Annotated in this window: 21 protein-coding genes, 1 tRNA gene and 1 pseudogene; 12 read left to right on the top strand and 11 right to left on the bottom strand. The window is 71.2% G+C overall.

Translation table 11 applies throughout. The features are described 5' to 3' along the window. Positions 1-9: 9 nt before the first annotated feature. Positions 10-1,692, bottom strand: coding sequence for a thiamine pyrophosphate-binding protein (locus IG99_RS33890; protein WP_037680884.1), 1,683 nt, complete (start codon positions 1,690-1,692; stop codon positions 10-12). A gap of 144 nt (positions 1,693-1,836) precedes the next feature. Between IG99_RS33890 and sucC the strand changes: the two genes are divergently transcribed. The 10 genes from sucC to IG99_RS33940 all read left to right on the top strand — a co-directional run bounded on the left by sucC (position 1,837) and on the right by IG99_RS33940 (position 12,272). After that, positions 1,837-2,970: an ADP-forming succinate--CoA ligase subunit beta gene (gene sucC / locus IG99_RS33895; protein ID WP_037680885.1), complete on the top strand. Its 1,134-nt coding sequence runs from the start codon at positions 1,837-1,839 to the stop codon at positions 2,968-2,970. Between the two features lie 10 nt (positions 2,971-2,980). After that, positions 2,981-3,853 carry a succinate--CoA ligase subunit alpha gene (sucD, locus tag IG99_RS33900; RefSeq protein ID WP_037680886.1) on the top strand — a complete coding sequence of 291 codons (873 nt, stop codon included), beginning with the start codon at positions 2,981-2,983 and terminating at the stop codon, positions 3,851-3,853. A gap of 271 nt (positions 3,854-4,124) precedes the next feature. Continuing rightward, a complete protein-coding gene (locus IG99_RS33905) occupies positions 4,125-5,666 on the top strand; it encodes an aldehyde dehydrogenase family protein (RefSeq protein WP_037680934.1) in 1,542 nt (513 codons plus the stop codon). A 185-nt stretch (positions 5,667-5,851) separates the two neighbouring features. Then, a tRNA-Leu gene (locus tag IG99_RS33910) sits at positions 5,852-5,939 on the top strand. 974 nt (positions 5,940-6,913) lie between these two features. Next, complete coding sequence (locus IG99_RS33915; RefSeq protein WP_037680887.1) at positions 6,914-8,122, top strand: ATP-binding protein; 1,209 nt, start codon at positions 6,914-6,916, stop codon at positions 8,120-8,122. Continuing rightward, a complete protein-coding gene (locus IG99_RS33920; RefSeq protein ID WP_037680888.1) occupies positions 8,119-8,520 on the top strand; it encodes a roadblock/LC7 domain-containing protein in 402 nt (133 codons plus the stop codon). The genes IG99_RS33915 and IG99_RS33920 overlap by 4 nt, the downstream gene beginning before the upstream one ends. Beyond that, positions 8,517-8,894 carry a DUF742 domain-containing protein gene (locus IG99_RS33925; protein WP_037680889.1) on the top strand — a complete coding sequence of 126 codons (378 nt, stop codon included), beginning with the start codon at positions 8,517-8,519 and terminating at the stop codon, positions 8,892-8,894. Before IG99_RS33920 ends, IG99_RS33925 begins: the two co-directional genes overlap by 4 nt. Continuing rightward, positions 8,869-9,462: a GTP-binding protein gene (locus IG99_RS33930; protein WP_037680891.1), complete on the top strand. Its 594-nt coding sequence runs from the start codon at positions 8,869-8,871 to the stop codon at positions 9,460-9,462. Before IG99_RS33925 ends, IG99_RS33930 begins: the two co-directional genes overlap by 26 nt. Before the next feature lie 8 nt (positions 9,463-9,470). Beyond that, positions 9,471-10,823: a cytochrome P450 gene (locus IG99_RS33935; protein WP_037680892.1), complete on the top strand. Its 1,353-nt coding sequence runs from the start codon at positions 9,471-9,473 to the stop codon at positions 10,821-10,823. Positions 10,824-11,117: 294 nt separating this feature from the next. Then, positions 11,118-12,272, top strand: coding sequence for a tryptophan dimethylallyltransferase family protein (locus tag IG99_RS33940; protein ID WP_234312052.1), 1,155 nt, complete (start codon positions 11,118-11,120; stop codon positions 12,270-12,272). 142 nt (positions 12,273-12,414) lie between these two features. Here IG99_RS33940 and IG99_RS33945 read toward each other — a convergent pair whose 3' ends face one another. The 9 genes from IG99_RS33945 to IG99_RS33985 all read right to left on the bottom strand — a co-directional run bounded on the left by IG99_RS33945 (position 12,415) and on the right by IG99_RS33985 (position 21,200). Next, positions 12,415-13,722 carry a flavin-containing monooxygenase gene (locus IG99_RS33945; protein WP_234312053.1) on the bottom strand — a complete coding sequence of 436 codons (1,308 nt, stop codon included), beginning with the start codon at positions 13,720-13,722 and terminating at the stop codon, positions 12,415-12,417. Between the two features lie 161 nt (positions 13,723-13,883). Further along, positions 13,884-14,579 carry a type 1 glutamine amidotransferase domain-containing protein gene (locus IG99_RS33950; protein WP_037680895.1) on the bottom strand — a complete coding sequence of 232 codons (696 nt, stop codon included), beginning with the start codon at positions 14,577-14,579 and terminating at the stop codon, positions 13,884-13,886. Between the two features lie 140 nt (positions 14,580-14,719). After that, positions 14,720-15,418 carry a GntR family transcriptional regulator gene (locus IG99_RS33955; RefSeq protein ID WP_037680897.1) on the bottom strand — a complete coding sequence of 233 codons (699 nt, stop codon included), beginning with the start codon at positions 15,416-15,418 and terminating at the stop codon, positions 14,720-14,722. A gap of 40 nt (positions 15,419-15,458) precedes the next feature. Further along, positions 15,459-16,460: a proline racemase family protein gene (locus tag IG99_RS33960; RefSeq protein ID WP_037680899.1), complete on the bottom strand. Its 1,002-nt coding sequence runs from the start codon at positions 16,458-16,460 to the stop codon at positions 15,459-15,461. A gap of 37 nt (positions 16,461-16,497) precedes the next feature. Beyond that, positions 16,498-17,430, bottom strand: coding sequence for a dihydrodipicolinate synthase family protein (locus tag IG99_RS33965; RefSeq protein WP_037680901.1), 933 nt, complete (start codon positions 17,428-17,430; stop codon positions 16,498-16,500). Positions 17,431-17,463: 33 nt separating this feature from the next. Continuing rightward, positions 17,464-18,879, bottom strand: a complete 1,416-nt coding sequence (locus IG99_RS33970; protein WP_037680903.1) for an FAD/NAD(P)-dependent oxidoreductase — start codon at positions 18,877-18,879, stop codon at positions 17,464-17,466. After that, positions 18,872-19,171 carry a (2Fe-2S)-binding protein gene (locus tag IG99_RS33975; protein ID WP_037680904.1) on the bottom strand — a complete coding sequence of 100 codons (300 nt, stop codon included), beginning with the start codon at positions 19,169-19,171 and terminating at the stop codon, positions 18,872-18,874. Before IG99_RS33975 ends, IG99_RS33970 begins: the two co-directional genes overlap by 8 nt. Next, positions 19,168-20,319 (bottom strand): NAD(P)/FAD-dependent oxidoreductase, encoded by a 1,152-nt coding sequence (locus IG99_RS33980; RefSeq protein WP_037680906.1) that lies wholly within the window; start codon positions 20,317-20,319, stop codon positions 19,168-19,170. The genes IG99_RS33975 and IG99_RS33980 overlap by 4 nt, the downstream gene beginning before the upstream one ends. A 59-nt stretch (positions 20,320-20,378) precedes the next feature. Beyond that, the gene (locus IG99_RS33985; protein ID WP_037680909.1) at positions 20,379-21,200 is read right to left on the bottom strand and encodes a hypothetical protein; all 822 of its coding nucleotides are present in this window, start codon (positions 21,198-21,200) and stop codon (positions 20,379-20,381) included. 234 nt (positions 21,201-21,434) lie between these two features. On the opposite strand from IG99_RS33985, the gene IG99_RS33990 reads away from it, so the two are divergent. Next, positions 21,435-22,136, top strand: coding sequence for a nucleotidyltransferase domain-containing protein (locus IG99_RS33990; protein WP_037680912.1), 702 nt, complete (start codon positions 21,435-21,437; stop codon positions 22,134-22,136). A gap of 348 nt (positions 22,137-22,484) precedes the next feature. Continuing rightward, positions 22,485-24,563, top strand: coding sequence for an elongation factor G (fusA, locus tag IG99_RS33995; RefSeq protein ID WP_037680914.1), 2,079 nt, complete (start codon positions 22,485-22,487; stop codon positions 24,561-24,563). A gap of 182 nt (positions 24,564-24,745) precedes the next feature. On the opposite strand, the pseudogene IG99_RS52115 reads toward fusA, so the two are convergent. After that, a pseudogene (locus IG99_RS52115) lies at positions 24,746-26,069 on the bottom strand (UvrD-helicase domain-containing protein); the annotation flags it as partial. Positions 26,070-26,271: the final 202 nt, after the last annotated feature.

The following is a 26,271-nucleotide window of genomic DNA, read 5'->3' on the forward strand; positions in this document are numbered from 1 at the left end:
GGGGCCACCTCACTTGTACATCGTCTGGTTCATGGTTCCGGGGGCGTACGCGTCGGGGTCGACCCAGACGTTGATCAGCGAGGGCTTCCCGGACTCGCGGGCGCGTCGCAGCGCGGGGCCGATGTCGGCGGGGTCGCGGACCTCCTCGCCATGACCGCCCAGCATCTGGGCGAACTTGTCGTAGTGGACGTCACCGAGGGTGTTGCCGACCCGCTGGCGCTCCTGGCCGTACTTCTGGGCCTGGCCGTAGCGGATCTGGTTCATGGAGGAGTTGTTGCCGACGATGCCGACGAAGGGGAGGTCGTAGCGGACGAGGGTTTCGAAGTCCCAGCCGGTGAGGGAGAACGCCCCGTCGCCGAAGAGGGCGACGACCTCCTTGTCGGGCCGCGCCTGCTTGGCCGCGAGCACGAACGGGACGCCGACGCCGAGGGTGCCGAGCGGCCCGGGGTCCATCCAGTGCCCGGGCGACTTGGGCTGCACGACCTGACCGGAGAAGGTGACGATGTCGCCTCCGTCGCCGATGTAGATCGAGTCCTCGGTGAGGAAGTCGTTGATCTCGCTGACCAGACGGTAGGGGTGGATCGGCGAGGCGTCCGACCGCAGGCTCGGCAGCCGCTTCTCGATCGCGGTCTGCTCGGCGGCGCGCAGCTCGTCGAGCCACTCCTTGCGCTTCGACGCACCGCCGTTGAGGCGTCCGGAGGCGGCCTCGGTCACCGACTTCAGCACCAGTCCCGCGTCACCGACGATGCCGAGGTCGATGTCGCGGTTCTTGCCCACCGTCCGGTAGTCGAGGTCGATCTGCACGACGGTCGCGTTCGGGGAGAGCCGTTTGCCGTAGCCCATCCGGAAGTCGAAGGGGGTGCCCACGATGACGATCACGTCGGCGTTGGAGAACGCGTAGCGACGCGACAGCTGGTAGTGGTGCGGGTCGCCGGGCGGCAGCGTGCCACGGCCGGCGCCGTTCATGTACGCCGGGATGTTCAGCGTGCGCACCAGCTCGACGGCCGCCTCGGTGCCGCGGGTGGTCCAGACCTGACTGCCCAGCAGGATGGCCGGTTTCTCGGCGTGGACGAGGAGGTCGGCGAGCTTCTCGATCGCCTCGGGGTCGCCGGGGGAGCGCGTCGAGGCGCGGTAGGCACCGGTCTTCGGCACGCGTGCCTTGGCCACCGGCACCTTGGCGTCGAGGACGTCACGCGGGATCTCCAGGAAGGAGGGCCCGGGAGCGCCGTGGTAGCACTCGCGGAACGCCATCGACACCATGTCCGCGGCGCGGGCCGTGTCCGGCACGGCCGCAGCGAACTTGGTGATCGGCGTCATCATGTCGACGTGCGGAAGGTCCTGAAGGGACCCCATTTTGTGCTGGGTGAGGGCTCCCTGACCACCGATCAGCAGCATCGGGGACTCCGCGCGGAAGGCGTTGGCGACGCCGGTGACCGCGTCGGTCGTCCCCGGCCCCGCGGTGACGACCGCGCAACCGGGTTTGCCGGTGATGCGTGCGTAGCCGTCGGCGGCGTGGGCGGCGACCTGTTCGTGGCGTACGTCGACTACTTCTATGCCCTCGTCGACGCAGCCGTCGTAGATGTCGATGATGTGGCCGCCGCACAGCGTGTAGATGCGGTCGACCCCCTCGGCCTTCAGCGCCTTGGCAACGAGATGACCACCGGAGATGACGTCCTGGGTGTCGTCGGGCATGGCGAAGTCCTGTCCCTTCGTAGGGGGTTGTGAGGCTCTCGCGGTACATTGCATACAGTCGACGAATACTGTATGAAGCTTGTTATCCCGCATCCGGTGGGTGGTGTCCAGGGGGCGTGCGGCACTTTTCAGACAGGAGCCGAGATGGACCTGTACGAACACCAGGCAAGGGAACTCTTCGAGGAACACGGCATCTTGGTGCCACGGGCCGAGGTGACGGACTCACCGAAGAAGGCCCGTGAGATCGCCCGCGGGCTCGGTGGCCGGACCGTGGTGAAAGCCCAGGTCAAGGCCGGTGGACGCGGCAAGGCAGGCGGGGTGAGGCTCGCCGCGGACCCGGCCGCCGCCGAACTGACGGCACGCCAGATCCTGGGCATGGACATCGAGGGCCACCCCGTGCGCACGGTCATGCTGGCCCAACCCGTCGACATCCAGGCCGAGTTCTACGTCTCCTACGTCCTCGACCGCGCGGCGGGCCGTTTCCTCGCGATCGCGTCCGCGGAGGGCGGCATGGAGATCGAGGAGGTCGCCGCGAGCCGACCGGAAGCTGTCGCCCGCGTACACGTCGACCCCGCCGAGGGCGTCACCTCGGCGAAGGCGGCCGAGATCGCCGAGGCGGCCGGACTGCCCCCGCAGACCGTCGACGTGCTGGTACGGCTGTGGGAGGTGCTGGTCCGCGAGGACGCCCTCCTCGTCGAGGTCAACCCCCTCGTCCGCACGACCCAGGGCCGGATCGTCGCCCTCGACGGCAAGGTCACCCTCGACGACAACGCCTGCTTGCGGCAGTCCCGTTGGGGCGCGTACGGCGAGGCGGGGGACGACGACCCGTTGGAGGCGGCGGCCGCAGCCAAGGGCCTCAACTACGTCAGGCTCGACGGCGAGGTCGGCGTCATCGGCAACGGAGCGGGCCTCGTGATGTCGACGCTCGACGTGGTCGCGGGCCGCGGGGCGCGCCCCGCCAACTTCCTCGACATAGGCGGCGGGGCATCGGCGCGGATCATGGCCGACGGTCTGTCCGTCGTCCTCTCCGACCCGGCCGTGAAGTCGGTCCTCGTCAACGTCTTCGGCGGTATCACCGCGTGCGACGCGGTCGCGGATGGCATCGTCCAGGCCCTGGACACCGTCCGGCTGACCAAGCCGCTGGTGGTCCGCCTCGACGGCAACAACGCCGCGCGCGGCCGCGCCCTCCTGGACGCCCGCGCGCACCCACTGGTCCAGCAGGCCACCACCATGGACGGCGCCGCCCGCCGTGCCGCCCAACTCGCCACGACAGCTTGAGGAGCGGGACATGGCCATCTATCTGACCAAGGAGAGCAAGGTCCTCGTCCAGGGCATGACCGGTGGCGAGGGCATGAAGCACACCCGGCGGATGCTCGCCGCCGGCACCGAGGTCGTCGGCGGGGTCAACCCCCGCAAGGCCGGCCGCACCGTGCACTTCGACGAGCGGGCCGTCCCCGTCTTCGGATCGGTCACCGACGGCATACGGGCGACCGGAGCCGACGTCACCGTGGTCTTCGTGCCGCCCGCCTTCGCCAGGGCGGCGGTCATGGAGGCCGCCGACGCCGGGATCGGACTCGCGGTCGTCATCACCGAGGGCATCCCCGTCCACGACTCCGTCGCGTTCACCGCGTACGCGAAGCGGCGCGGCACACGTGTCGTCGGGCCCAACTGCCCCGGCCTGATCAGCCCCGGCCAGGCCAACGCCGGCATCATCCCCGCCGACATCACCAAGCCGGGCCGCATCGGCCTCGTCTCCAAGTCCGGCACGCTCACGTACCAGCTGATGTACGAGCTGCGGGACACCGGGTTCTCCACGTGTGTCGGCATCGGCGGCGACCCCGTCGTCGGCACCAGCCACATCGACTGCCTGGCCGCCTTCGAGGACGATCCCGACACCGAGCTGATCGTCCTCATCGGGGAGATCGGTGGCGACGCCGAGGAACGCGCCGCCGCGTACGTCCGCGAGCACGTCACCAAGCCGGTCGTCGGTTACATCGCCGGTTTCACGGCCCCCGAGGGAAGGACGATGGGCCACGCCGGCGCCATCGTGTCCGGTTCCTCGGGAACGGCCCACGCGAAGAAGGAGGCCCTGGAAGCGGCCGGCGTCCGCGTGGGCGACACCCCGACGGAGACGGCCCGACTGGTGTCGGCCCTGCTCTGAAGGTCACCCCCACCCGCGCACAGCCCGGCCCGACCGTCCGCGCCCACACCCTCCCGCACCCCCGCCCGCGCGCAGCCCGGCCCGACCGTCCGCGCCCACACTCTCCCGTACCCCCGCCCGCGCGCAGCCCGGCCCGACCGTCCGCGCCCACACCCTCCCGCACCCCCGCCCGGCGTGGGGGCCCCTGTCCTCTCGACCGTGCACCGAGAGCGGAGCGACCCCGATGAGCAACCCCGTGACCAAGCCCCTGACCACGTCCACGCCCACACCCATGCCTACTACCCTCACCCTGAAATCCGGCGCCTCCTGGGACGACGCCTGGCGTCGCTGCCTCGCCGCGGCCCCCGAGGCGTTCCAGGACGACCGTGTCCTCAACCTCTGGGACTCCGGCTGGCGGGCGGACGGCCGTGCGCTGCCCGCCACCAGCCCTGTCGACGGCCGCCCCGTCGCGGGCCCGCCCCGCCTGGACCGGGCCACCGCCCACCACGCCGTACGCGCCTGCCTCGACCAGCACCGCGCCTGGCGGCACGTTCCCCTCGACGAGCGCCGGGCCCGCCTGGCGGCCGCCCTCGACGCCCTCACCGCGCACCGCGAACTCCTCGCGCTCCTGCTCGTGTGGGAGATCGGCAAGCCCTGGAGGTCGGCGCAGGCCGATGTCGACCGAGCCGTCGACGGAGTGCGCTGGTACGTCGACGGCATCGAGCCGATGCTCGCCGGCCGGGCCCCGCTGGACGGCCCGGTGTCCAACATCGCCAGCTGGAACTACCCGATGAGCGTGCTCGTTCACGCAGTGTTGGTACAAGCACTGGCAGGCAACGCGGTCATCGCCAAGACCCCGACGGACGGCGGTGTCGCCTGTCTGACCCTGGCCTGTGCCCTCGCCGCACGCGAAGGCCTTCCCATCACCCTCGTCAGCGGCAGCGGAAGCGAGCTGTCGGAGGCGCTCGTGCGGGCGCCCGAGATCGGCTGTGTCTCCTTCGTCGGCGGCCGCGACACCGGCGCCGCGGTGGCCACGGCAGTCGCCGACCTCGGCAAACGGCACATCCTCGAACAGGAGGGACTCAACACCTGGGGCATCTGGAACCACTCGGACTGGGACGCGCTCACGGCGGTCGTCCCCAAGCTCTTCGACTACGGCAAGCAGCGCTGTACGGCCTATCCGCGATTCGTAGTCCAGCGTGAGTTGTTCGACGCGTTCCTGGCGGCGTACCTCCCGGCGGTCCGCACGCTCAGGGTCGGACACCCGCTGGCGGTCGAGGAGGCAGGCGACCCCTGCCCGCAGCTCGACTTCGGGCCGGTGATCAACGCGGCCAAGGCCAAGGAACTGCACGACCAGGTCGCCGAGGCCATCGACCGGGGTGCCGTCCCGCTGTACCGCGGCAACCCGGCGAACGCCCACTTCCTGCCTGGTCAGGACACCTCGGCGTACGTCCAGCCGGTCACCCTCCTCGGCCCGCCGCCGTCCTCGCCGCTGCACCACGCGGAGCCGTTCGGCCCGGTCGACACGATCGTCCTGGTGGATACGGAGGCGGAGCTGCTCGCGGCGATGAACGCCTCCAACGGCGCGCTGGTCGCCACGCTGTGCACGGACGACCGGGCGACCTATGACCGGCTGGCACCGCAGATCCGCGCCTTCAAGGTGGGGCATGGCACTCCGCGCTCCCGGGGAGACCGCGACGAGCTGTTCGGCGGCCTCGGCGCGTCCTGGCGCGGGGCCTTCGTCGGCGGCGAGCTGCTGGTGCGCGCGGTGACGCGAGGCCCGGCCGGGGAGCGGCTGCCCGGGAACTTCCCGGAGTACCAGCTCATGCCCTGAGCAGGCGGAACACATCCTGCGGCCCACTCCGGGGTGACCGAATCGTCACCCCGGGTGAGGCGCTCGCCCGAGGTCGCCCACGTGTGTCCGTGGGGACGGAAACGCAGGTGAAGGGCACTCCGAAAGCTTGGTATTGTTGTCCATGTCGCCGCGGGGAACACCCCCGGCCAGGCGGCAGACACCTTGTCCGGGTGGCGGAATGGCAGACGCGCTAGCTTGAGGTGCTAGTGCCCTTTATCGGGCGTGGGGGTTCAAGTCCCCCCTCGGACACCACCGACCTCGGGCGGGTCGAGCGAAGGCTCGATCCGCCCGAGGTTTTTTGATCAAAAAGCGGTGCAGCCGCCGACGACCGGCGTTGCGGCGCTCTGATCGCGGCGGCGCCCGCGGTGATCGTCACCCGCCGTTGAAGCGGTCGCTCCATTCCTCGGCCTTGCTGTACGTCGCCGTACAGGTCGCTCCGCCGCCCCCGCCGCCCGAGGTGCCGCCGAGCGCAGGCGTAGTTGCCGTCGAACAGCAGGGGAGTGGGCGCTGTTCCCAAGCCACCGACCCGGCCCGGCAGTTGGCAGTGCCGCACCAGCGCGTGCTCGCGGATCCTCATGCCCTCGCTCTGGGCGTGGGTGACGATCTGATCAACTCGGTGTCCAGCGTGCTGACATACGGGGATTCACCGAGGTGGCTCGCCGCGACGGTCGCGCCGAAGCAGCGGCCCCGCGGCCACCAGCACTTGGCTGCGTTGGCGCCAACCGGGGTGTCTGACAACGCCGTTGCGAGGTGCGTTCATAACCATGTCGTTTCCTTTTGCTGGTTGATCTCCCGAGGTGCTGGACGGTGCCGACCGGAGAGCCGGTCGGGAGTAGATGCTTGAAAGATACAGCGATCCCGAAAGATTCGATGCTGCTTCCGGATGACTGGGTCAGGCGGTTGGGCTGATGTCAAGGGGGCTAATGGAGTGCATCGTGCGACGCGTGGACGGCTGCAGGGGTACCCGTACGACGAAGATTCGGAACGGATCCCGAAAGTTTCGAAGACGCGGGACCCGTGGTGCGGTGAAGCTTGCGCCGATGTCAACCAACTTGGGCTGACTGACCGTCAATGGTCCAGCAAACGCAGCATATTGGCGGTCAGAGACCAGTTCCTACGATGATACGATCACCGCGTTTGTAGAGCGGGCGGATGGGCGGTCCGCCGGTCCCCCCGTTATTGACGGGAATTCAGTAGCTGGCCGTCAGTCGCCTGAAGAGAGTCTTATGACGCAATACATACAGAACCCGGTATTCTGGGCTCTCCTCGTCGTCATCCTTGCCACCATCGCGGTCATTGTTCGCCAACGCAGCGCGGCAAAGGCTTTGAGGCAGGAGATCGCGGGGCTCAGAAATCATTATTCCGAGCTCGAGAACCAATACTCGGAATCCGTCGAGGCGGCACAGGAACGGGCCGAAGAGGCGACGAAAACAGTCCTCAAGTCCGCCATGCGGACCCTTCAAGGTCTCGCCGCGGAACAGCAGTTGATCGTTTCCAGGCTGCAGAACAAGTACGGTGAGTCGGTGATCCTCCAGGACCTCTTGGAGATCGACCACACGAACTCGCAGTTCGGCCGACGTGCCCAGTCCATCGCCGTACTGTGCGACGGCTGGCTGGGCCGGCAGCGCGACATCGCCTCGGTCTACGACGTGGTCCGCAGTGCGCAGGGAAGGGTGCGCCACTACCGGCGCGTCGAAATTCTCTCCCAGGTCGACTTCGGTATCACCAGCCGCGCCGTCGAACCGGTGGCGCTGGCCCTCGCGGAACTCCTGGACAACGCCACCAGCTATTCCAGCCCCGACACGGTTGTTGAAATCAACATTCGCACCGTGCCCAAGGGCATTTGCATCGTCGTCGACGACGCCGGCGTCGGCATGAACGACGAGGAGCGGGCCAAGGCCGAGAAACTCCTTTCCAGCGAGCGCGTCTCTGGCGTCTCCGGGCTCGGCAATCCGCCGCAGTTCGGCTTCGCCGTCATCGGTGTCCTGTGCGAACGCTTCGGATTCGAGGTGTCCGTGGATTCCAGCTCCCCGTACGGCGGTGTCCGCGCGGTCGTCCTTCTGCCGCACGAGTTGCTCACCGGTATGCCGGAGTACAAGGCGCCGGCACCGGCCGTCCCCGCCGTGTCCACCACCGCGCCGGCCGCTTCCGTCCCCCTCCCCGCTCCCACGCCGGACCCCGGCGGGCCCGAAACCGCGTTGACGGACTCCTCGACCGTCGACGGCCTGCCCAAGCGCCGTCGCAAGCGGCCGATGGCCATCGTGCCGGGCAGCACCGCGGGCACGCGCACGTCGGCCCGCTCCGGCGCGGAGACGGCCGCGATCATGGGGGCCTTCCAGCGGGGCACGCGGTCCGGCCGCGCCACGCAGGCGGACACCGCTGAGCAGACCAGCAGTACACGTGATGCGAGCAGTGAAGGACATGAGGTCTCGTGAACGACGATCTGTCATGGATGCTTGACAGTGCCCTGGAGATCCCCGGCGCCCTGCACGCGGTTCTGATCTCCGCGGACGGTCTGCTGATGGCCCGGACGCAGGACTTCGGCAAGGACGACGCGGACCGGGTCGCCGCCGGTATGAGCGGCGTGCAGTCGCTCAGCCGCTCGCTCGGGTTCTTCATCGGCGGAACACGGCACCACTGGCGCCAGACGCTCGTCGAGTTCGACGAGGGCTGGGTTTTCCTGATCTCCGCCGGAGAGGGCGCCTACCTCGGTGTCTCCGCCTCCCCGGACGTCGACATGGCGGACATCACCTTCCGGATGCAGCAGCTCGTCGGGCAGCTGGGCAAGGCCCTGACGACCCCGCCGCGCGAGAACCTCGGCGCGCGCTCATGACCGGTCCCGACGCGCTGGAGCCCGAGGCCGCCGAATTAGTGCGTCCGTACGTCATCACCAAGGGCCGGGGCCTGCCCGACGAGGAGCAGCTCTCCCTGATCACCCTGGTCACTGCCGCGGCCGACCACCAGCAGCGTCCGACCCGGCTCTCGCCCGAGGAGCAGAACCTGCTGGACCTCTGCTCGGCGGGCTACCTCTCGGTCGCCGAGGTCGCCGGACACACCCGGCTGCCGCTGGGCGTGGTGAAGATCCTGCTCTCCGCCCTCACCGAAGCCGGCTACCTCATCACCCGGCCGCCCGTCCAGCGGGCTCCGCTCGCCGACAAACAGATCCTCGAGGAGGTGCTGAATGGTCTCAGGGCCAAGTTTGGATGAGCAGGACTACGTCCGTGACGGGGCGACGCAGACGGCGGTGAAGATCCTGGTCGTCGGGCACTTCGCGGTGGGCAAGACCACGTTCATCGGAGCGATCTCCGAGATCACCCCGTTGTCCACCGAGGAGACGATGACCCGGGCCGGGGAGTCGTTCGACGACCTCAAGGGCGTGCGGGGCAAGACCACCACCACGGTGGCCATGGACTTCGGCCGCCTGACCATCAACGAACGGGTCGTGCTGTACCTGTTCGGTACGCCCGGCCAGCAGCGGTTCGTGCAGATGTGGGAGGACATGGCGCGCGGCGCGCTCGGGGCGCTGGTGCTGGTCGACCCCGAGCGGCTCGCGGACTCCTTCGGCGTCATCGACCTGATCGAGCAGTACGGGCTCGACTACGCCATCGCCGTCAACCGCTTCGACGGCACACCGCTTCGCGAGGAGAGGGCGCTGCGCGAAGCACTGGACCTGCTCGACGACACGCCCGTCGTGGTCTGCGATGCGCGCGACGAGAAGTCGTCGGCGGACGCACTGATCACCCTCGTCCGCTATTTGCTGGAACGCGCTCACTAGGAGCAAGCATGGACGCTCAACCCACCGCCCCCGTGCCCCCGCCCGGCTGCCCGGCCCACCACACCGGCGCCCGAGTGCCACTGTACGGTCCGGAGTTCGCGGCCGATCCGCAGGCCTACTACGCCTATCTGCGCCACTATGGGCCGGCCGCACCAGTGGAGCTCTCCCCCGGGGTGGAGGCGACCCTGGTCACGGACTACACGGCGGCGCTCCAACTCCTGCAGGACTCCAGCTCCTTCCGCAAGGACGCCCGTCGCTGGCGGGACTTCAACGATGGCAAGGTGAGCCCGGACAGCCCGGTCTTCCCCCTGCTCGCCTACCGGCCCAACTGCATGTTCAGCGACGGCGCCGAACACCTGAGGTTGCGCCAGGCAGTCACCGACAGCATGGCCCGCGTCGACTCGCGCCTGCTCGGACAGAGCACCGAGCGCATCTCCGACTACCTCATCTCCCAGTTCAGTGCCCGTGGTTCGGCCGACCTGCTCGGTGACTACGCCAAGCAGCTGCCGCTGTTCGTGCTCAACGACCTCTTCGGCTGCACCGCGGACATCGGCGACCGGGTGCTCTTCGGCATCTCCGGCATGTTCGACGGCACCAACGCCGACAAGGCCGCCCAGGTGCTGTTCCAGGCGGTCGGTGAACTGGTGGCGCTGAAGCGGAGCAAGCCCGGTGAGGACGTCACCTCCTGGCTGATGCAGCACGAGGCCCGCCTCAACGACGAGGAGATGGTCCACCAGCTCTCCCTGCTCCTGGGCTCCGGTGTCCAGCCCCTGTGCAACCTGATCGGCAACACCCTGCACCGGCTGCTCACCGACGACCGCTACGCCTACAAGGGCGGCCTGATCGAGGAAGCCCTCGACGACACGCTGTGGGACAACCCGCCCATGGCGAACTACGCGCCGCACTACCCGGCGGCCGACATGGAGTTCGCCGGCCAGAAGCTGGCGGCGGGCGACCTGGTCGTGGTCAGCTTCGCGGCGGCCAACACCGGCCCCGCACTGACCGCGGCGCGCCAGGCGGGCAGCAACCGTGCCCACCTGTCCTGGAGCGCGGGCCCGCACGCCTGCCCGTCCAAGGAGCCCGTCCGCCACATCACCGTCACGGCCCTGGAGCACCTGCTCAACCGGCTCCCCGACGTCGAACTCGCCGTACCGTCGGACAGCCTGACCTGGCGGCAGGGCCCCTTCCACCGCGCACTGGCCCAACTTCCCGTCCGCTTCACGCCGGTTCAGGCGGCGCGACGCCCGACGGCACCGGCTCGGACGGACGCACCCGCGCCCACCGCGCACACCGACGGAGGCGGTCGCAAGGCCGAACGGTCCGGCCGCTGGAGCCAGTTCCTGACCTGGCTGACGAGGTGATCCTCGCAACACCCCGCCAACTCCCGTGGACTGCATGAAGTTTCAACCGCAGGGGTAGTGAGCAACGCGGTATCCGTGTTGATTACGAGGCAAAGGAGGTGTCGTGGACCACATATCCACCGACGCCGCTTTCGTTCGGTACGCGACCGTGTTGCTCCGCCCCCGCCCCCACATATCCGGGGGGCGTGCGAACGCCCCCTCCTCCCGGGACCAACTCCACAGATCCACAAGCGAGATACCCGCCTTCGTAGGCGGGTATCTTCATGTGCGCCCCCGCACCCTGCGGGAGGGGCGGTGACCGAATCCCGGTTCGACGAGGCGACGCCTTCCGGGGCACTGACGCTTTCGACACTCGGCGGACACGCTGCGGGCCAGTTGCTGCGCCTGTGCGACATCGCGGGACTGGACACGGCCGTCGCCGGGTCCTACGCCCAGACGATGACCGACGTCCTGGGCCCGGTGGCAGAACGGCCGCTGGACCTGCCGCCGCCCACCCCCACCTTCCTCTCCGACGACCAGACCCCCGTGGAGTTCTCGCTCTCCTTCCTGCCGGGCGCGGCCCCCTCGCTGCGCGTGCTGCTGGAGCCGGGGTACGGAGCCGCGGGCCTGACACAGAACGGCCGTACCGGACTGCGCGTCATCCGGGAGATGGCCCGGCGCTGGGACTTCAGCACCGACCGGCTCGACGAGCTGGAGGACCTGTTCTTCCCCGCCTCCCCACAGGGCCCGTTGACCCTGTGGTGCGCGCTGGAGCTGAGGCCCGGCGGCATCCCGAAGGTCAAGGTGTACCTCAACCCCGCCGCCTCCGGGGCGGAACGTTCCGCCGGCACACTCCGGGAGGCGCTGACCCGGCTCGGCCACCCGGAGGCCTTCGACTCCCTGCCCCCGGCCGCGGGCTACCCCTTCCTCGCCCTGGACCTCGGCGACTGGGAATCACCGCGGGTCAAGGTGTACGTCAGCCACCCGAACCTCGCCGCCACCGAGGCGGGCCTGCTCTCCCGGGCGAACGCCGGCCCCTTGCCGACGGAGGTCGAGGAGTTCTTCCGTACCGCCGCCGGACTCGACACCGACGCCGCCGACGGGGCCGACGTACGGCTCGACCGGCGGCCCGTCCTGACCTGTCACTCCTTCACCGACACGGCGAGCGGCACGCCGACCGGGTTCACGCTCCACATCCCGGTCCGTGACTACGTACGCCACGACGGCGAGGCCCTGGCACGCGCCGAGAGCCTGCTGCTGCGGTACGGCGTCGATCCCGCACCGCTCGGCCGGTCACTGTCCGCCGTCACCGCACGCCGGCCCGAGGACGGGGTCGGCCTCATCGCCTACCTCGCCCTCGCCCACCAGCAGGGCCGGCCGCCGAGGGTGACCGCGTACATCTCCTCCGAGGCCTACGCCGTCCGGCCGCCCGCCGTTGTGGAGTCGCCGCGGGCCGAAGCCGTGGGGTGACACACCCCGGGGCATGATGCCGACGCTCCCGGTGAATGGACCCCCGTCAGGGCGACTCCGTTCACCAGGAGCCTCGTGAGCCAGGGGCGACCGTACGGCGCCGTGGGCGTGCGGCCCTGGCCCCCCGGACGGGCCGGCCCGGCTACTCGTCCCGCAGCTCCCGCAGATAGGGCGCGACGTCGACCTGGATGGACGCGCCCTCCGCCGCTCCGTAGCGGCCGGTGATGCCGCTCAGGTACGTGCTGATCTCCTTGCGCATGACCTCCGGGGTCGGCAGGACCGCCTCGCCGTCGACGATCCGCGCGATCCAGCGCGCCTGCGCCTCCACGAGCCGCGTGATGGCGCCCACGGGACGGACCAGGCCGACGAAGTGCAGACCGGGGTGACCGGGCGCGACGACCCGCTTGTACAGCTCGACCGCCCCCTGCGGACCGGCCGGGACCCCGGCGGGCAGGAAGGGGAAGGACATGCGGAAGCCGGTGCAGTAGACGACGGTGTCGGCCTGCGTGGAGGTGCCGTCGGTGAACACCACCCGGTCGCCGTCGAACGACTCGACGGCGGGCTTCGGGGTGACGGCGCCGTGCCGGATGCGGCTGAGGATCTCGTCCGAGATGGTCACGGCCGAGGAGAAGATCGGGTGGTCCGGCTCGGGCAGGCCGTAGTCGCCCAGCCGGCCCCGCGCGACCATCAGGGCCTGCTCCACGAAACGGCGCTGCTCCGCGAAGGACATCCGGGTCCACCACGGGGCGTCGGCGATCTCGTCGACGGAGACGCCGAAGAGTTGCTTGGGGACGATGTGCAGTCCCCGGCGCACGGACAGCACGGTGTGCGCGGCGTGCCGGGAGAGGTCGGCGGCGATGTCGACCGCCGACGCCCCGAGACCCACGACGACGACACGTCTCCCGGCGAAGTCGGTGCCGTCCCGGTAGTCGAGGGAATGGAGAATCGTTCCCTCGAAGGAGTCGGAGCCCGGCGGCAGGGGATCCGGCAGCGCGGGATCCGTGTTGTGGCCGGAGGCGACGAGCACATGGGCGAAGGAACGCGAGGTCACCGCGCCGTCCGCGTCCCGGCTGGTGACCGTCCACGTCCCGGCGGGCTCCTGCCGTACGGACACCACTTCGGTGCGGAGTTCGACGCTCGGCAGGATGCCGGCCCACTCGGCGAAGGACCGCAGATAGGCGGCGACCGCGTCGTGCCGGGGATAGAGGGGGTAGGAGTCGGGCATCGGGAAGGCGGAGTACGCGGTGAGCTGCTTGGCCGTGTTGAGGTGCAGCGACAGGTACCCCGGGCCGGGTTCGCCCGCCTGCGGCCGGCGCCAGATGCCTCCGACGTCGGGCGCCTTCTCCAGGCAGACGAACTCGATGCCTCTGACCGCGAGGGCGTGCGCCGCCGCCAGGCCGGACAGGCCCGTGCCTATGACGCACACCGCCGCAGCGGATGACTTGCCCAAAACTCCCCCACAGGACGCCTCTTGATCCTTCCGGCATTGACTGCCCATCCGCCCCTCGCCTCACACCAGACGAGTGCTGCATCACAGGCGTGGCGGTCGGGGAGGGGAGGACCCGGCGTCGTAGCAGGGGGAGGAAGGGGACCGGCCGAAGCCAGGGACGCTCAGCCGAGCTTCTTCAGGAGTTCCGTGGCGAGGGGGGCGGAGGAGGCGGGGTTCTGGCCGGTGACGAGGTTCCGGTCGACGATCACATACGGCGCCCACGGCTCGCCCACCTGCACGTCGACGCCCGCCGACGTCAGCCGGTCCTGGAGCAGCCACTTCGCCCGGTCGGCCAGACCGGCCTGCGTCTCCTCGGCGTTGGTGAACGCGGCCACCCGGTAACCGGCGAAGGCGTTCGTGCCGTCCTCCTTCTCGGCGGCCAGCATCGCGGCGGGAGCGTGGCACACCACGCCCAGCGGCTTGCCCGACTCCAGCGCGTCGACGAGCAGCCTGCCGGAGACGGCGTCGACTGCCAGGTCCTCCATGGGGCCGTGGCCACCCGGGTAGAACACGGCGGCGTAGTCGTCGAGCCGCACGTCCTCCAGCCGGAGCGGCTGCCGCAGCTCCGTCATCCCGGCGAGCACCCCGGCGACCCGGTCGGCGTTGTCCTGACCGCCGTTCACCTCCGCGGCGAGACTGCCCTTGTCCACGGTCGGGACGACCCCGCCCGGCGTGGCGACGACGATCTCGTGTCCGGCGGCCTTGAACGCCTCGTACGGGGCGACGGCCTCCTCGGCCCAGAAGCCGGTGGGGTGCTGGGTGCCGTCGGCGAGCGTCCAGTGGTCGGCGCCGGTCATCACGAAGAGGATCTTCGACATGGTTTTTCTCCGAGTCGTTCGAAAATGGTGGGGGGAGGCCGACGTTACTCCCTCGACCCCAGGGGCACCGATCCGTGGCCGGGGCAGGGCCCGCCGGGAACCCTGGCGTGACGTGCGTACGCGAGCCGTTGGTAGGGGCGTCACGCCCCGGCGGCCCACAACCCCCGTACGTGGCCCAGGTGTCGGCTCATGACCTCGCGCACCGCCCGCTCGTCGCGGGCCAGCAGCGCGTCCAGGAGCTCCAGGTGCTCCTCCGCCGAGGCCAGCAGACGGCCCGCCTCAAGGAGGGCGGTGAGCCCGTAGAGCCGGGAGCGGCCGCGCAGGTCGCGGACGACCTCGACGAGGTGGGTGTTGCCGGCCAGGGCCAGCAGGCCCAGGTGAAAGCGGGTGTCGGCCTCCACGTACGCGATGAGGTCACCGGCCACCGCCGCGGCGACGATCTCCCGCGCGGCCGGGCGCAGCGCCTCCAGCGAGACCGGGTCGGCCGTCGCTGTCAGCCCCAGGACGGTCGGGATCTCGATGAGCGCCCGGATGTGCGTGTACTCGTCGAGCTGCTTCTCCGAGACCGCCGTGACCCGGAACCCCTTGTTGGGGACCGTGTCGACCAGCCCCTCCTTCGCGAGATCCAGCATTGCCTCGCGCACCGGTGTCGCCGAGACGCCGAAGCGCGCGGCGAGCCCCGGCGCCGAATACACCTCGCCCGGCCGCAGTTCACCCGCGATCAGCGCGGCGCGCAGTGCGTCGGCGACCCGCTCGCGGTAGCTGCTGCGGCGGCCGCCCAGCCGGGGCAGGGCGGGAGCGGCGGCAGGCGACGTGCTGCTGCTGCGCTGGGCGGCCATGGATGTCTCCTTGAAGCGGGATGGGAAAGGATCACGAGGTTCAGAGGACGAACCCCGCCGGGAACGGGTCCGTGGGGTCCAGCAGATACTGTGCCGTACCCGTGATCCAGGCCCGCCCGGTGAAGCTGGGCAGCACGGCCGGGATGCCGGCCACCTCGGTCGTGCCGAGCAGCCGGCCCGTGAAGTGGGTGCCGATGAAGGACTCGTTGACGAACTCGGTGTGCAGCGGCAGTTCACCCCGCGCGTGCAGCTGGGCCATGCGCGCGCTGGTGCCCGTACCGCAGGGGGAGCGGTCGAACCAGCCGGGGTGGATGGCCATCGCGTGCCGGGAGTGCCGGGCCGTGGCGCCGGGCGCGTACAGGTGGACGTGGTGGCAGCCGCGGATCGACGGGTCCCGCGGATGGACCGGCTCCTCCTCGGCGTTGATCGCCTCCATCAGCGACAGCCCCGCCGCGAGGATGTCGTCCTTGCGGGCGCGGTCGAAGGGCAGCCCGAACTCCTCCAGCGGCAGGATCGCGTAGAAGTTGCCGCCGTACGCCAGGTCGTACGTCACCGTCCGGCCGTCCGCCAGGGTCGCCTTGCGGTCGAGGCCGACCGAGAAGGACGGCACGTTCCTGAGCGTCACCGCCCGGGCCGCACCGTCCTCCACCGCGACCTCGGCGACCACCAGGCCGGCCGGGGTGTCGAGCCGGATGGTGGTCACCGGCTCGACGACCTCGACCATCCCTGTCTCCACGAGCACGGTCGCCACGCCGATCGTGCCGTGCCCGCACATCGGCAGATATCCGGAGACCTCGATGTAGACGACGCCCCAGTCGCAGTCCGGGCGGGTCGGCGGCTGAAGGACGGCGCCGCTCATCGCGGAGTGGCCGCGCGGTTCGTTCATCAGCAACTGCTTGACATCGTCGCGGTGTTCACGGAAGTACAGCCGCCGCTCGTTCATCGTCGCGCCGGGGATGGTGCCGATCCCGCCGGTGATCACGCGGGTGGGCATGCCCTCGGTGTGCGAGTCGACGGCGTGCAGGACGAGCTTGCTGCGCATGTAGTCCCCTTCCGGGCCGTGGCGTTGGTGACCCTGGCTATACGAGGCCCGCGGCGACGGCCTTCTCGGTGGCCGCGCGGACGACGGCTTCCTGCTCCGGCAGCAGCGGTACGCGGGGCGGGCGGCAGCCGCCGCCGTGCCGGCCGACGATGTCCATGGACAGCTTGATCGCCTGCACGAACTCCACGCGCGAGTCCCAGCGCAGCAGCGGATGCAGCTGTCGGTACAGGGGCAGTGCGGTGTCGAGGTCCCCGGCGACGGCGGCGCGGTACAGCTCGACCGACGCCCGCGGCAGCGCGTTCGGGTAGCCGGCCACCCAGCCCTTGGCGCCTGCGATCGCCAGCTCCAGCAGTACGTCGTCGGCGCCGATCAACAGATCCAGTTCCGGGGCGAGTTCGGCGATGCGGTAGGCGCGCCGCACATCTCCCGAGAACTCCTTCACGCCGTGGATGTGGCCCTCGGCGTGCAGGGTGGCCAGAAGTTCCGGCACGAGGTCGACCTTGGTGTCGATCGGGTTGTTGTACGCGACGATCGGCACGCCCGCCTTCGCGACCTCCGCGTAGTGGTCGAGGACCGAACGCTCGTCCGCACGATAGGAGTTGGGCGGCAGCAGCATGACGGCCCCGCAGCCCGCCTCCCGTGCCTGCTCGGCCCAGCGGCGCGACTCGGCAGAGCCGTAGGCGGCGACCCCGGGCATCACCCGCCCGCCGCCGATCGCGGCCACGGCCGTCTCGACGACCCTGGCGCGCTCCTCGGGGGTGAGTACCTGGTACTCACCGAGCGAGCCGTTCGGTACGACGCCGTCGCAGCCGTTCTCCACCAGCCAGGCGCAGTGCTCGGCGTACCGGTCGTAGTCGACGGAGAGGTCGTCGCGCAGGGGGAGCGCGGTGGCGACGAGGACGCCGCGCCAGGGACGGTGCTGTGCGGCGGCCGGAGGGGTGGCATTCGAGGCGGCATTCGGGGTGGTCATCGGCGGGAGCCCCCTTCAGTAGGGTGTGACATATTATTGGGCTGACGTGTCCTCGTCGGGTGCGTCCGCGGCCTGCGTGGCGAGCACTCCGAGCGGTACCGGCCGGGCCAACAACCGCCGCCCCGGGGCGAGTTCGCAGCCCGCGACACCCGCGACCCCCGGAGCGCACATCCGGCCCTGGCACCAGCCCATTCCGGCCCGCGTCAGCAGCTTCACCGTGCGCAGATCGCCCGCACCGAGCTCCCCGACGGCCCGCCGGACGGCCCCGGCGGTGACCTCTTCGCAGCGGCACACGAGTGTGCCGTCGGTGACCTGCTCCGCCCACCGCGCGGGCGGTGCGTACGCCCCCTCCAGTGCCGCGAAGAACGCCCGCGTCCGGGTACGGGCCCGGGCGGCCGGTGCCCACGCGCGCGGGTCGGGCTCGGTCCCCGCCAGCCGCGCCGCTATCGACCGCCCGGCGATGTGCCCCTCGGCCAGCGACAGGGCCGCGCCCCCGATCCCGGTGGCCTCCCCGGCCGCCCACACACCCGGCACATCGGTGCGCTGCTCGTCGTCGACGTGCACGTTCGGCCCGTCGAGTCGGCAGCCGAGGCCCTCCGCGAGGTCGGTGTGCGGCAGCATGCCGTGCCCGACGGCGAGGGTGTCGCAGGCGATGCGCCGCTCCGTGCCCGGCACGGGCCGGCCCTCGGCGTCCAGCGCGGCGACACTCACCGCTTCGAGGCGTTCGCCGCCGTGTGCCGCGACGACCGTGTGCCGTGTGCGCACCGGGATCCGGTGCCGCAGCAGCGCGGCCGCGTACCCGGCGCCCTCGGCGAGCTTGGCCGGCTGGGCGGCGAGGGCCCGGGTACGCCGTACGAAGTCCTTCGGGTCGGCGGATTCGACCAGCGCTGCGACCTCGGCGCCCGCCGCGGCGAGACCGGTCGCCACGGGCAGCAGCAGCGGCCCGCTACCGGCCACGACCGCCCTGCGCCCCGGCAGGACGAGCCCGCCCTTCAGCATGGCCTGGGCGCCGCCCGCGGTGACCACACCGGGCAGCGTCCAGCCCGGGAACGGGAGCACCTTCTCGTAACCGCCCGTCGCGAGCAGCACCGCGTCGGCGTGTACGGCGGCGGGCCGCTCCTGGTCGGGTCCGAGCAGCGCGTGAACCGTGAGCCCGGCGGATTCCCGCTCCACGCACCACACATGATGATCACTCAGGTGGGTGACCCCTCCGGCGGCGAGGTGCGCGTCCAGTCCGCCGCGCAGCCGCTCCCAGGTGCGCCACTGGTGGTGCAGGGCCTGCGGCCTGCGGGCGCGGAGGCCCGGGGCGGGCTGTCGGTAGAACTGTCCGCCCGGTTCGGCAGCGGAGTCGACGAGGGTGACGTGCACGCCCCGTGCGGCGGCCGCGAGTGCGGCGGCGAGCCCCGCGGGACCCGCACCGATCACCGCCAGCCGCGGACGCTCAGCCATCGTGTCCCGTCCCCTCCTGGGTACGGATCTCCGCCCCGGATTCGGCCGGGACCAGGCAGGCCCGCTGGTTGGGCCGGCCGTCGACGGTGACCAGGCAGTCGAAGCAGACGCCGATCCCGCAGAAGACACCGCGTGGCCGCCCCTCGTCACGCGTGGTGCGCCAGGAGGTGATCCCCGCCGACCACAGCGCCGCGGCGACCGTCTGCCCGGGCAGTGCCTCGATCCGCCGTTCGTCGAAGGTGAGGGTGAACGGCGTGCCGGGCCGGGCCCGCGCGAGGTCCAGGGGATTCACGAAGCGGCCTCCTTGGCGAAGCGGTCGGGGCGGAACGGCGCGAGGTCCAGGTCGGGGGCTCTGCCGCCCAGCACCTGCGCGATCAGATGTCCGGTGCCGGTGGCGAGCCCGATGCCCGCGCCCTCGTGCCCGCAGGCATGGAACAGGCCCGGCACCCGGGGATCCGGCCCCACGGCGGGCAGGTGGTCCGGCATGTAGGGACGGAACCCGAGATACGTCCGCATGGCCCGCACCCGCTCCAGGAACGGGAACAGCCGGGTCGCCCCCGCCGCCAGCGCCCGTATCACCGGCAGCGAGAAGGACCGGTCGAAGCCCACCCGTTCGCGGCTGGCGCCGATCAGGACGGGGCCCGCGGCGGTTCCCTCGACGACCGGGGAGGTCTGGAGCGCCGCCGAGTCGCTCGCCACGTCGGCCACGTAGTCCGCGGCGTACACCTTGTGCCGCACCCGGCGCGGCAGCGGCTCGGTGACCAGCACGAAGCCCCGCCGCGGCAGCACCGGCAGGTGTACTCCCGCGAGCCCGGCCACCTCCCCGCCCCAGGTGCCGGCCGCGTTCACCACGGCCGGCGCGTACAGGTCACCCCGGTCGGTCGTCACACCGCGCACGGCACCGTCGGGGCCGCGCAGCACCCCCGTCACGGTCCGGCCGGTCTCCAGGCGAGCTCCCGAGGCCCGTAGGAGGTGCGCGGCGGCCAGGGTCGGCATGACCTGGGCGTCCTGCGGGTAGAGCACGCCGCCGGCCAGACCGGGCGCCAAGTACGGCTCCAGGTCTCGGAGTCGGTCCGAGTCGACGCTCACCGTCTCGACCCCGGCGGCGCGTTGGGCGGCGGCGAGCTCCGTGAGGGCGGTGAGCCCTTCGGAAGTGGCGGAGACGACCACTCCGCCCTTGGGCTCGTACTCGATCGCGGTGCCCAGCTCCTCGGCGAGATCGGTCCACAACCGACCTGACAGCAGGGCGAGTTCGAGTTCGGGGCCGAGTTCCTTGTCGGAGACGAGCAGGTTGCCCTCGCCCGCGCCGGTCGTGCCGCCGGCCACCGGGCCACGGTCCACCACGACGACGTCGAGCCCGGCACGGGCCGCGTACAGCGCGCAGGCGGCGCCGACCATGCCGGCGCCGACGACCACGACGTCACAGAGTCGGTTGGTCACCGCAGTAATATGTCACACACTGCTGTACGGGCAACAGACCGCGGAAGCCGGTGCGGCCGTCACTCCACGCTCGGTTCGTCCGCAGGTGTGTGGCCCGCCTGGACGTCCTTCAGTCGCTGGGCTCCCTCCGTCACCGCCTGCTCCGTGCTGTCGTGATCGGCTCCGTCGAGCCCACCGTCGGTGACCGTGATCGCGTCCGCGCCGACCCGGACCGCGGCCACGTCCAGCGTGAGGGTGACGGGGGAGCCGTCCGCCGTGCCCTTCACCGTCACCGTGAGTCCCTGCCGGGCGTCACCCTCCTCGGGCAGCGAGGCCTCCACCACCTGCACGGTCCGCTCGCCGCCCGCCCCGGTCGCGGTGAACCGGTCGCACTTCTGCGGCAGGGAGGCCAGCCAGGCCATCGCCTTGTCCAGGTCGGCCCTGCGGTACTCGGCGACCTGGTGGAGCAGCCGGGCGTCGCCCTCACGGAACCCGGTGAGGGCCGACGCGCCGAACGGTTTGCCCAGGAGGCCGTCGTCGTACAGCGAGTCGAGCAGACGCTGGCAGTCGGCGGCGGCGTCGGCCTCGGCGGTGAGGAAGCCGGCCACGTCCACCTTGCCGACGAGCAGGGAGTCACGCCAGTCGGCCGCGTCCCTGACCGGGGTCCAGTCGTCCTCCAGGTCGCCCTCCGTGATCAGCGCCGCCCTGGCGCCGGCCTCGGTGAGGGGCGCGGCGGCCGACGCGGTGACGGTATGCCGGGCCACGAGGGAGGCGGCGACCCCCGAACCGGTGTCCGCGTCACCGCCGTCCCCGTCGGAGGAGCAGGCCGCCGTGGCGACCAGCGTGCCCGCGGCCACGGCGGCTGCGAGAACACGGGCGGGGCGGGACGGACATGGGGTCATCACGGATGCCTCCTGAGGACGGCCCCCGGGTGTGTGCCGACGCCCGCATTCCAGGCGTACCCCAGGTGCTCTTCTCGCAGTGCTCCCTCCCACGGCACCACCGGTCCTCGCACGGGACCAGCGCACAGGGCCGTACGGGTGAGGAAAATGCCGGGTGGCCGCCCCTGTCGGCGCGGCATCCTTGTTGGTCGGCCGCCCCGCCACGGGGGCGTGACACCACCCCTGGGGGCAGCTGTGACCGTCGAGAACATCCTGCTGTCGGGCGTCGTCGGCTCGACCGCGTACGGACTGGCCCGCGCGGGGTCCGACATCGACCGGCTCGGGATGTTCGCCGCGCCCACCGAGGAACTGCACGGTCTGCGCGGGCCGAAGGAGTCCCACGTCAGCACGGCACCGGACCGCACCCTGCACGAGGCCGCCAAGTGGTGCCGGCTCGCCCTCGGCGGCAACCCGACGGTGATGGAACTCGTCTGGCTGCCCGAGGAGTTGTACGAGGTACGGACCCCGCTCGGCGACGAGCTCATCGGCATCCGCGCCTCATTCCTGAGCGCCCGGCGCGTCCGCGACGCCTACCTCGGCTATGCCACCCAGCAGTTCAGGAAGCTGCAGAGCCGGGGCGACGGCTCGTTCTCCGCCGACACCCGCAAGCGCACCGCGAAGCACGCCCGCCACCTCAAAAGGCTGTGCGAGCAGGGCTACGAGCTGTACGCGGCCGGCCGCCTGACCATCCGGGTCGAGGACCCCGACGGCTTCCACCGCTTCGGTGAGCAGGTGGCCGCAGACCCCGAGGCCGCGCTGCCGCTGCTGCGCCGGTTCGAGACGGCGTTCGCCGAGACGCGTTCCGCGCTGCCCGAGAGCCCCGACGAGACGCCCGCCGACGCGTGGCTGCGCCGGGTCCGCCGGCACTTCTACTCCACCGCGGAGCAGGGGGCGTAGCGAGCAGCGGAAATTCAGGTGCGCGCGGCACGACCCCTCCCTAGGCTCCTCACGTGTTCAACGCCGCCCACGACTTGAGCGGCGCACCGTCATGACGAATGAGGGGAGAAGGCCATGCGTGACCGCACCGCTGTCGTCGTCTCCCCGTCCCGGTACGAGGTGATCCTGGTGTCCTCGTCGGTCCGGTGCCCGCTGCGCGGCGGGCGCCGGATGACCGTGACGAACGCCTGAGAACACCTGCGACCGTTCCCGTGTTCCGGCCTGCTGACGTGACGTCAGCGGGCTGCGCGTGTGCTTCGTCCGGAATCGCGCTGCCCTCCTCCTGATCACTCCGAAAGGCCCCGGGCCATGCGCACCCACCTCGACCGACACCTCACCCACCCGCTCGCAGCCGTCCGCAACCTGGGCATCCTCGCCCACGTCGACGCGGGGAAGACCACCGTCACCGAGCGGATCCTGTTCGCCACCGGAACCACGCACAAGCGCGGCGAGGTCCACGAGGGCACGACCGTCACCGACTTCGACCCCCAGGAGCGCGACCGTGGCATCACCATCTTCGCCGCGGCCGTCAGCTGCGCCTGGGACGGTCACCGGGTCAACCTGATCGACACCCCGGGACACATCGACTTCGCCGACGAGGTGGAGCGTTCGCTGCGGGTGCTGGACGGCGCGGTCGCCGTGTTCGACGCGGTGGCGGGCGTGGAACCGCAGAGCGAGTCGGTGTGGCGGCAGGCCGACCGGCACGGCGTACCGAGGATCGCCTTCGTCAACAAGCTCGACCGGGCCGGCGCCGACCTCGACACGGCCGTTGCGTCGATCCGGGAGCGGCTGCACCCGGCCCCGCTCGTGGTGCAGCTGCCCATCGGCTCGGAGGACGGCTTCACCGGCGTCGTGGACCTGCTGCACATGCGGGCGCTGACCTGGGACGGCGCGGGTGGCCCGGCCGCCGTGGAACCGGTGCCCCAGACGCTGCTCGAGGAGGCACGGCGGCGGCGCAGGCAGCTGGAGGAGGCCGTGGCGGAACGCCATCCGGTCGCGCTGGAGGAATTCTGCGACCGGGAGACCCTGTCGGCGGACACCCTCGCCGACGCGCTGCGCGACCTGACCCGCAGCGGTGACGGCGTGGTCGTGCTGTGCGGCTCGGCCTACCGTAACCGTGGCATCGAGCCGCTGCTCGACGCCGTGGTGGCCTATCTGCCGTCGCCGCTGGACGTGCCGCCGGTACGCGGTGAGCACGACGGTGCCGACGAGCGACGGCCCGCCGACCCCGAGGCCCCGTTCGCGGCGCTCGCCTTCAAGGTCAACGCCACACCCACGGGACGCCTCACCTACCTGCGGGTGTACTCGGGAACGATCGAGAAGGGAGACACGGTGTGGGACGCGAGTGCGCGGCGCACCGAGCGGATCGGCCGGATACTGCGCGTCCGGGCCGACCGCCACGCCCAGTTGGAGCGGGCGGTCGCCGGGGACATCGTCGCCGTGATCGGGCTGAAGTCGGCGCGCGCCGGTTCGACCCTGTGCTCGCCGGACGCGCCGCTCGTCCTCGAACCGCCGAGTGTCGCCGACCCGGTCGTCTCGGTGGCGGTCGAGACGCGCCGGAGCACCGACACCGAACGGCTGGCGTCGGCACTGGCACGGCTGGCCGAGGAGGATCCTTCCCTGGTCGTCCGCACCGACCCCGAGACCGGCCAGACATTGCTGTCCGGCATGGGTGAACTGCACCTGGAGGTCGCGGTGGAGAAGATCCACCGGGACCACGGGCTCGACGTCAACGTCGGCCGACCCCGGGTCAGTTACCGCGAGACGGTCGCCCGTGGTGTGTCCGGTCTGGTCTTCCGGCACGTCAAACAGGACGGTGGGGCGGGGCAGTTCGCCCATGTCGTGCTGGACGTGGAGCCGCTGGAGCCCGAGGGCGGGGCCGGAGGCTTCGCGTTCCGCTCGACGGTCGTCGGCGGGCGGGTGCCGCAGGAGTACGTGCGTGCGGTGGAGGCCGGTTGCCGGGACGCGCTCTCCGAGGGGCCCCTCGGCGGGCACCCGGTGACCGGGCTGCGCGTCACCCTCACCGACGGGGCGACCCATGTGAAGGACTCCTCCGAGATGGCCTTCCGCACGGCGGGCCGACTCGCACTGCGGGAGGCACTGCGCGGCTGCGCGATGCTCCTCCTGGAGCCGGTCGCCGAGGTCACGGTCACCGTGCCCGAGGACGCGGTGGGCTCGGTCCTCGGCGACCTCGCGGCCCGTCGCGGCCGCGTGACGGGCTCCGCCACGCGCGCCGGCGCGGCCGTCGTCACCGCCACCGTCCCGCTGGCGGAACTCTTCGGCTACGCGACCCGCCTGCGCAGCCGGACCCAGGGCCGGGGCACGTTCACGTCCCGGCCCACGGGGTATGCGCCGGCACCGGCGGCCGCGGTCGCGGTCGCGCGGTGATCTGAGCGGGCGGCTTCACTCGCATGTGGGTGGGGCCGCTCGCGCACCGGGACGAGGGCTGCAAGCCCTTCGGACGGTGACGCTGTTGGCGATCGTATGCGGCCCCGGCGGCTGTTCCTCGTGCCCCACGGCCGATCGTGCCGCGTCAGCCGCAGCGAACCGCGGCACGATCCCCCGGCCGGTCATGCAGCGACCGGCGGCCGGACTTTCATCAGTTCCTGGAGGAACGGGCTCGGTTCCCCGTGCCAGAAGACATCCAGGCTGTCCCGGGCGCGCGTGGCCGCCACGAAGAGCAGAGACCGGGCCCGCTGCATCTCCGTCCGGTAGCGGGCCGGATCCGTGGTCCGCCGCTGTTGGACGCTTGCGCGCGGAACCAGGCCGTCGGTCACCCCGGCGATGATCATGCGCTGATACTCGAGCCCCTTGAACCGGAACATCGTCCCGATGTGGACGCCGCTGTCGCCGCGGGGCCCGTCCGGGCCGATCTCCAGCGCCCGGATGCCATGCTCTGCCCACGTGTACGCGGCTTCGCTCGCCATCTGGTTGGTCGGCACCGCGATGGCGATCTGCGCGTGCGGCACCTGACCCCAGGACTCGATCAGCGCGGCGATCGCCTCGCGCTCGTCCTCCCAGTCGTTCAGCCTGTGCAGGTCGGGGGACGGCTCCGCTGAGCACGGACCGGTAACCGGCCAGGGTCTCGGTGCTGCCGTCGAGATCGTCGTACATCTCGTCGCCGAGCACGTTCAGCGCGGAACGCAGGATCTGCCGGGTGGTGCGGTAGCTCAGCGACAACTTCGACGACCAGCCGCGGATGTTGATGCCGAGGCTGCCGAGGGTCACCTGGTTCTTGTAGATGCGCTGGTGGGTGTCACCGACCAGGAAGAGGTCGTTGCGGTCCGGAGTGGTCATCGCGCGCAGCATCTTCCAGTGCGCGGGCCGCAGATCCTGAGCCTCGTCGACCACGATGTGCCGGTACCGGTAACGCAGCCAGCCCCCCGAACCGTCGGCCACGTGGATGTTGTCGAGGCCGCCCGCCTCTTCCCGCTGACGGTCGACGGCCTGGATACGCCGGGCGCGTTGCACCTCCAACTGGGCCGCTCGCTCCGCGATCTGGTCCCACGTCTGTATTCCGAGCCGGTCCAGGCGCTGGGTGAACCGCTCAGCGAGTTGCCAGATGTCGGCGCGCTCGGCACGACTGACCGTGCGTCCGCGTCCGGCCCGACGGGCACGGAAGTAGTCCGTGCGGGAGGTCACGGACTGGCCGAGGATCACCTGCGTCCACTCGTCGTGCAGGAACTCCGCGTCCCAGCCGTCCTCGCCGAGTTCGTCCAGGAGCGAGCGCCATTCGCGGACCGCCTGCGCTTCGTCGACGATCCGCTTGCGGTTGCCGGGCTCCGCCTCCCGTACCGCGCGCAGCGCGAGCTGGTCGACGTGGCTGATCTCGACGCGCGACAGCAGCGTCTCGCCGCCGAGGGCGAGCAGCCGCGAACGCAGGTCCGCCGCGGCATGAACGCCAAGGCGTACGACGTGAACGGCATCGACACGCGGATCCGGTACGACGGCAGCCGCACCCCGCCGTTCACCGTCATGACGTCGATGCCCTCCAAGTCCTAGTAGGGCTTGGTCAGGTTCGTATGGGGGTGGGTATGTCGCGGTGGCAGGTGGGGCAGGCACCGGTCCAGAGGGCGAGGAGTGTCTGTAGCTCGCG

It is taken from the genome of Streptomyces griseus subsp. griseus, assembly GCF_000720255.1.
In the GTDB taxonomy this organism is placed as follows: Bacteria; Actinomycetota; Actinomycetes; order Streptomycetales; family Streptomycetaceae; genus Streptomyces; species Streptomyces griseus_I.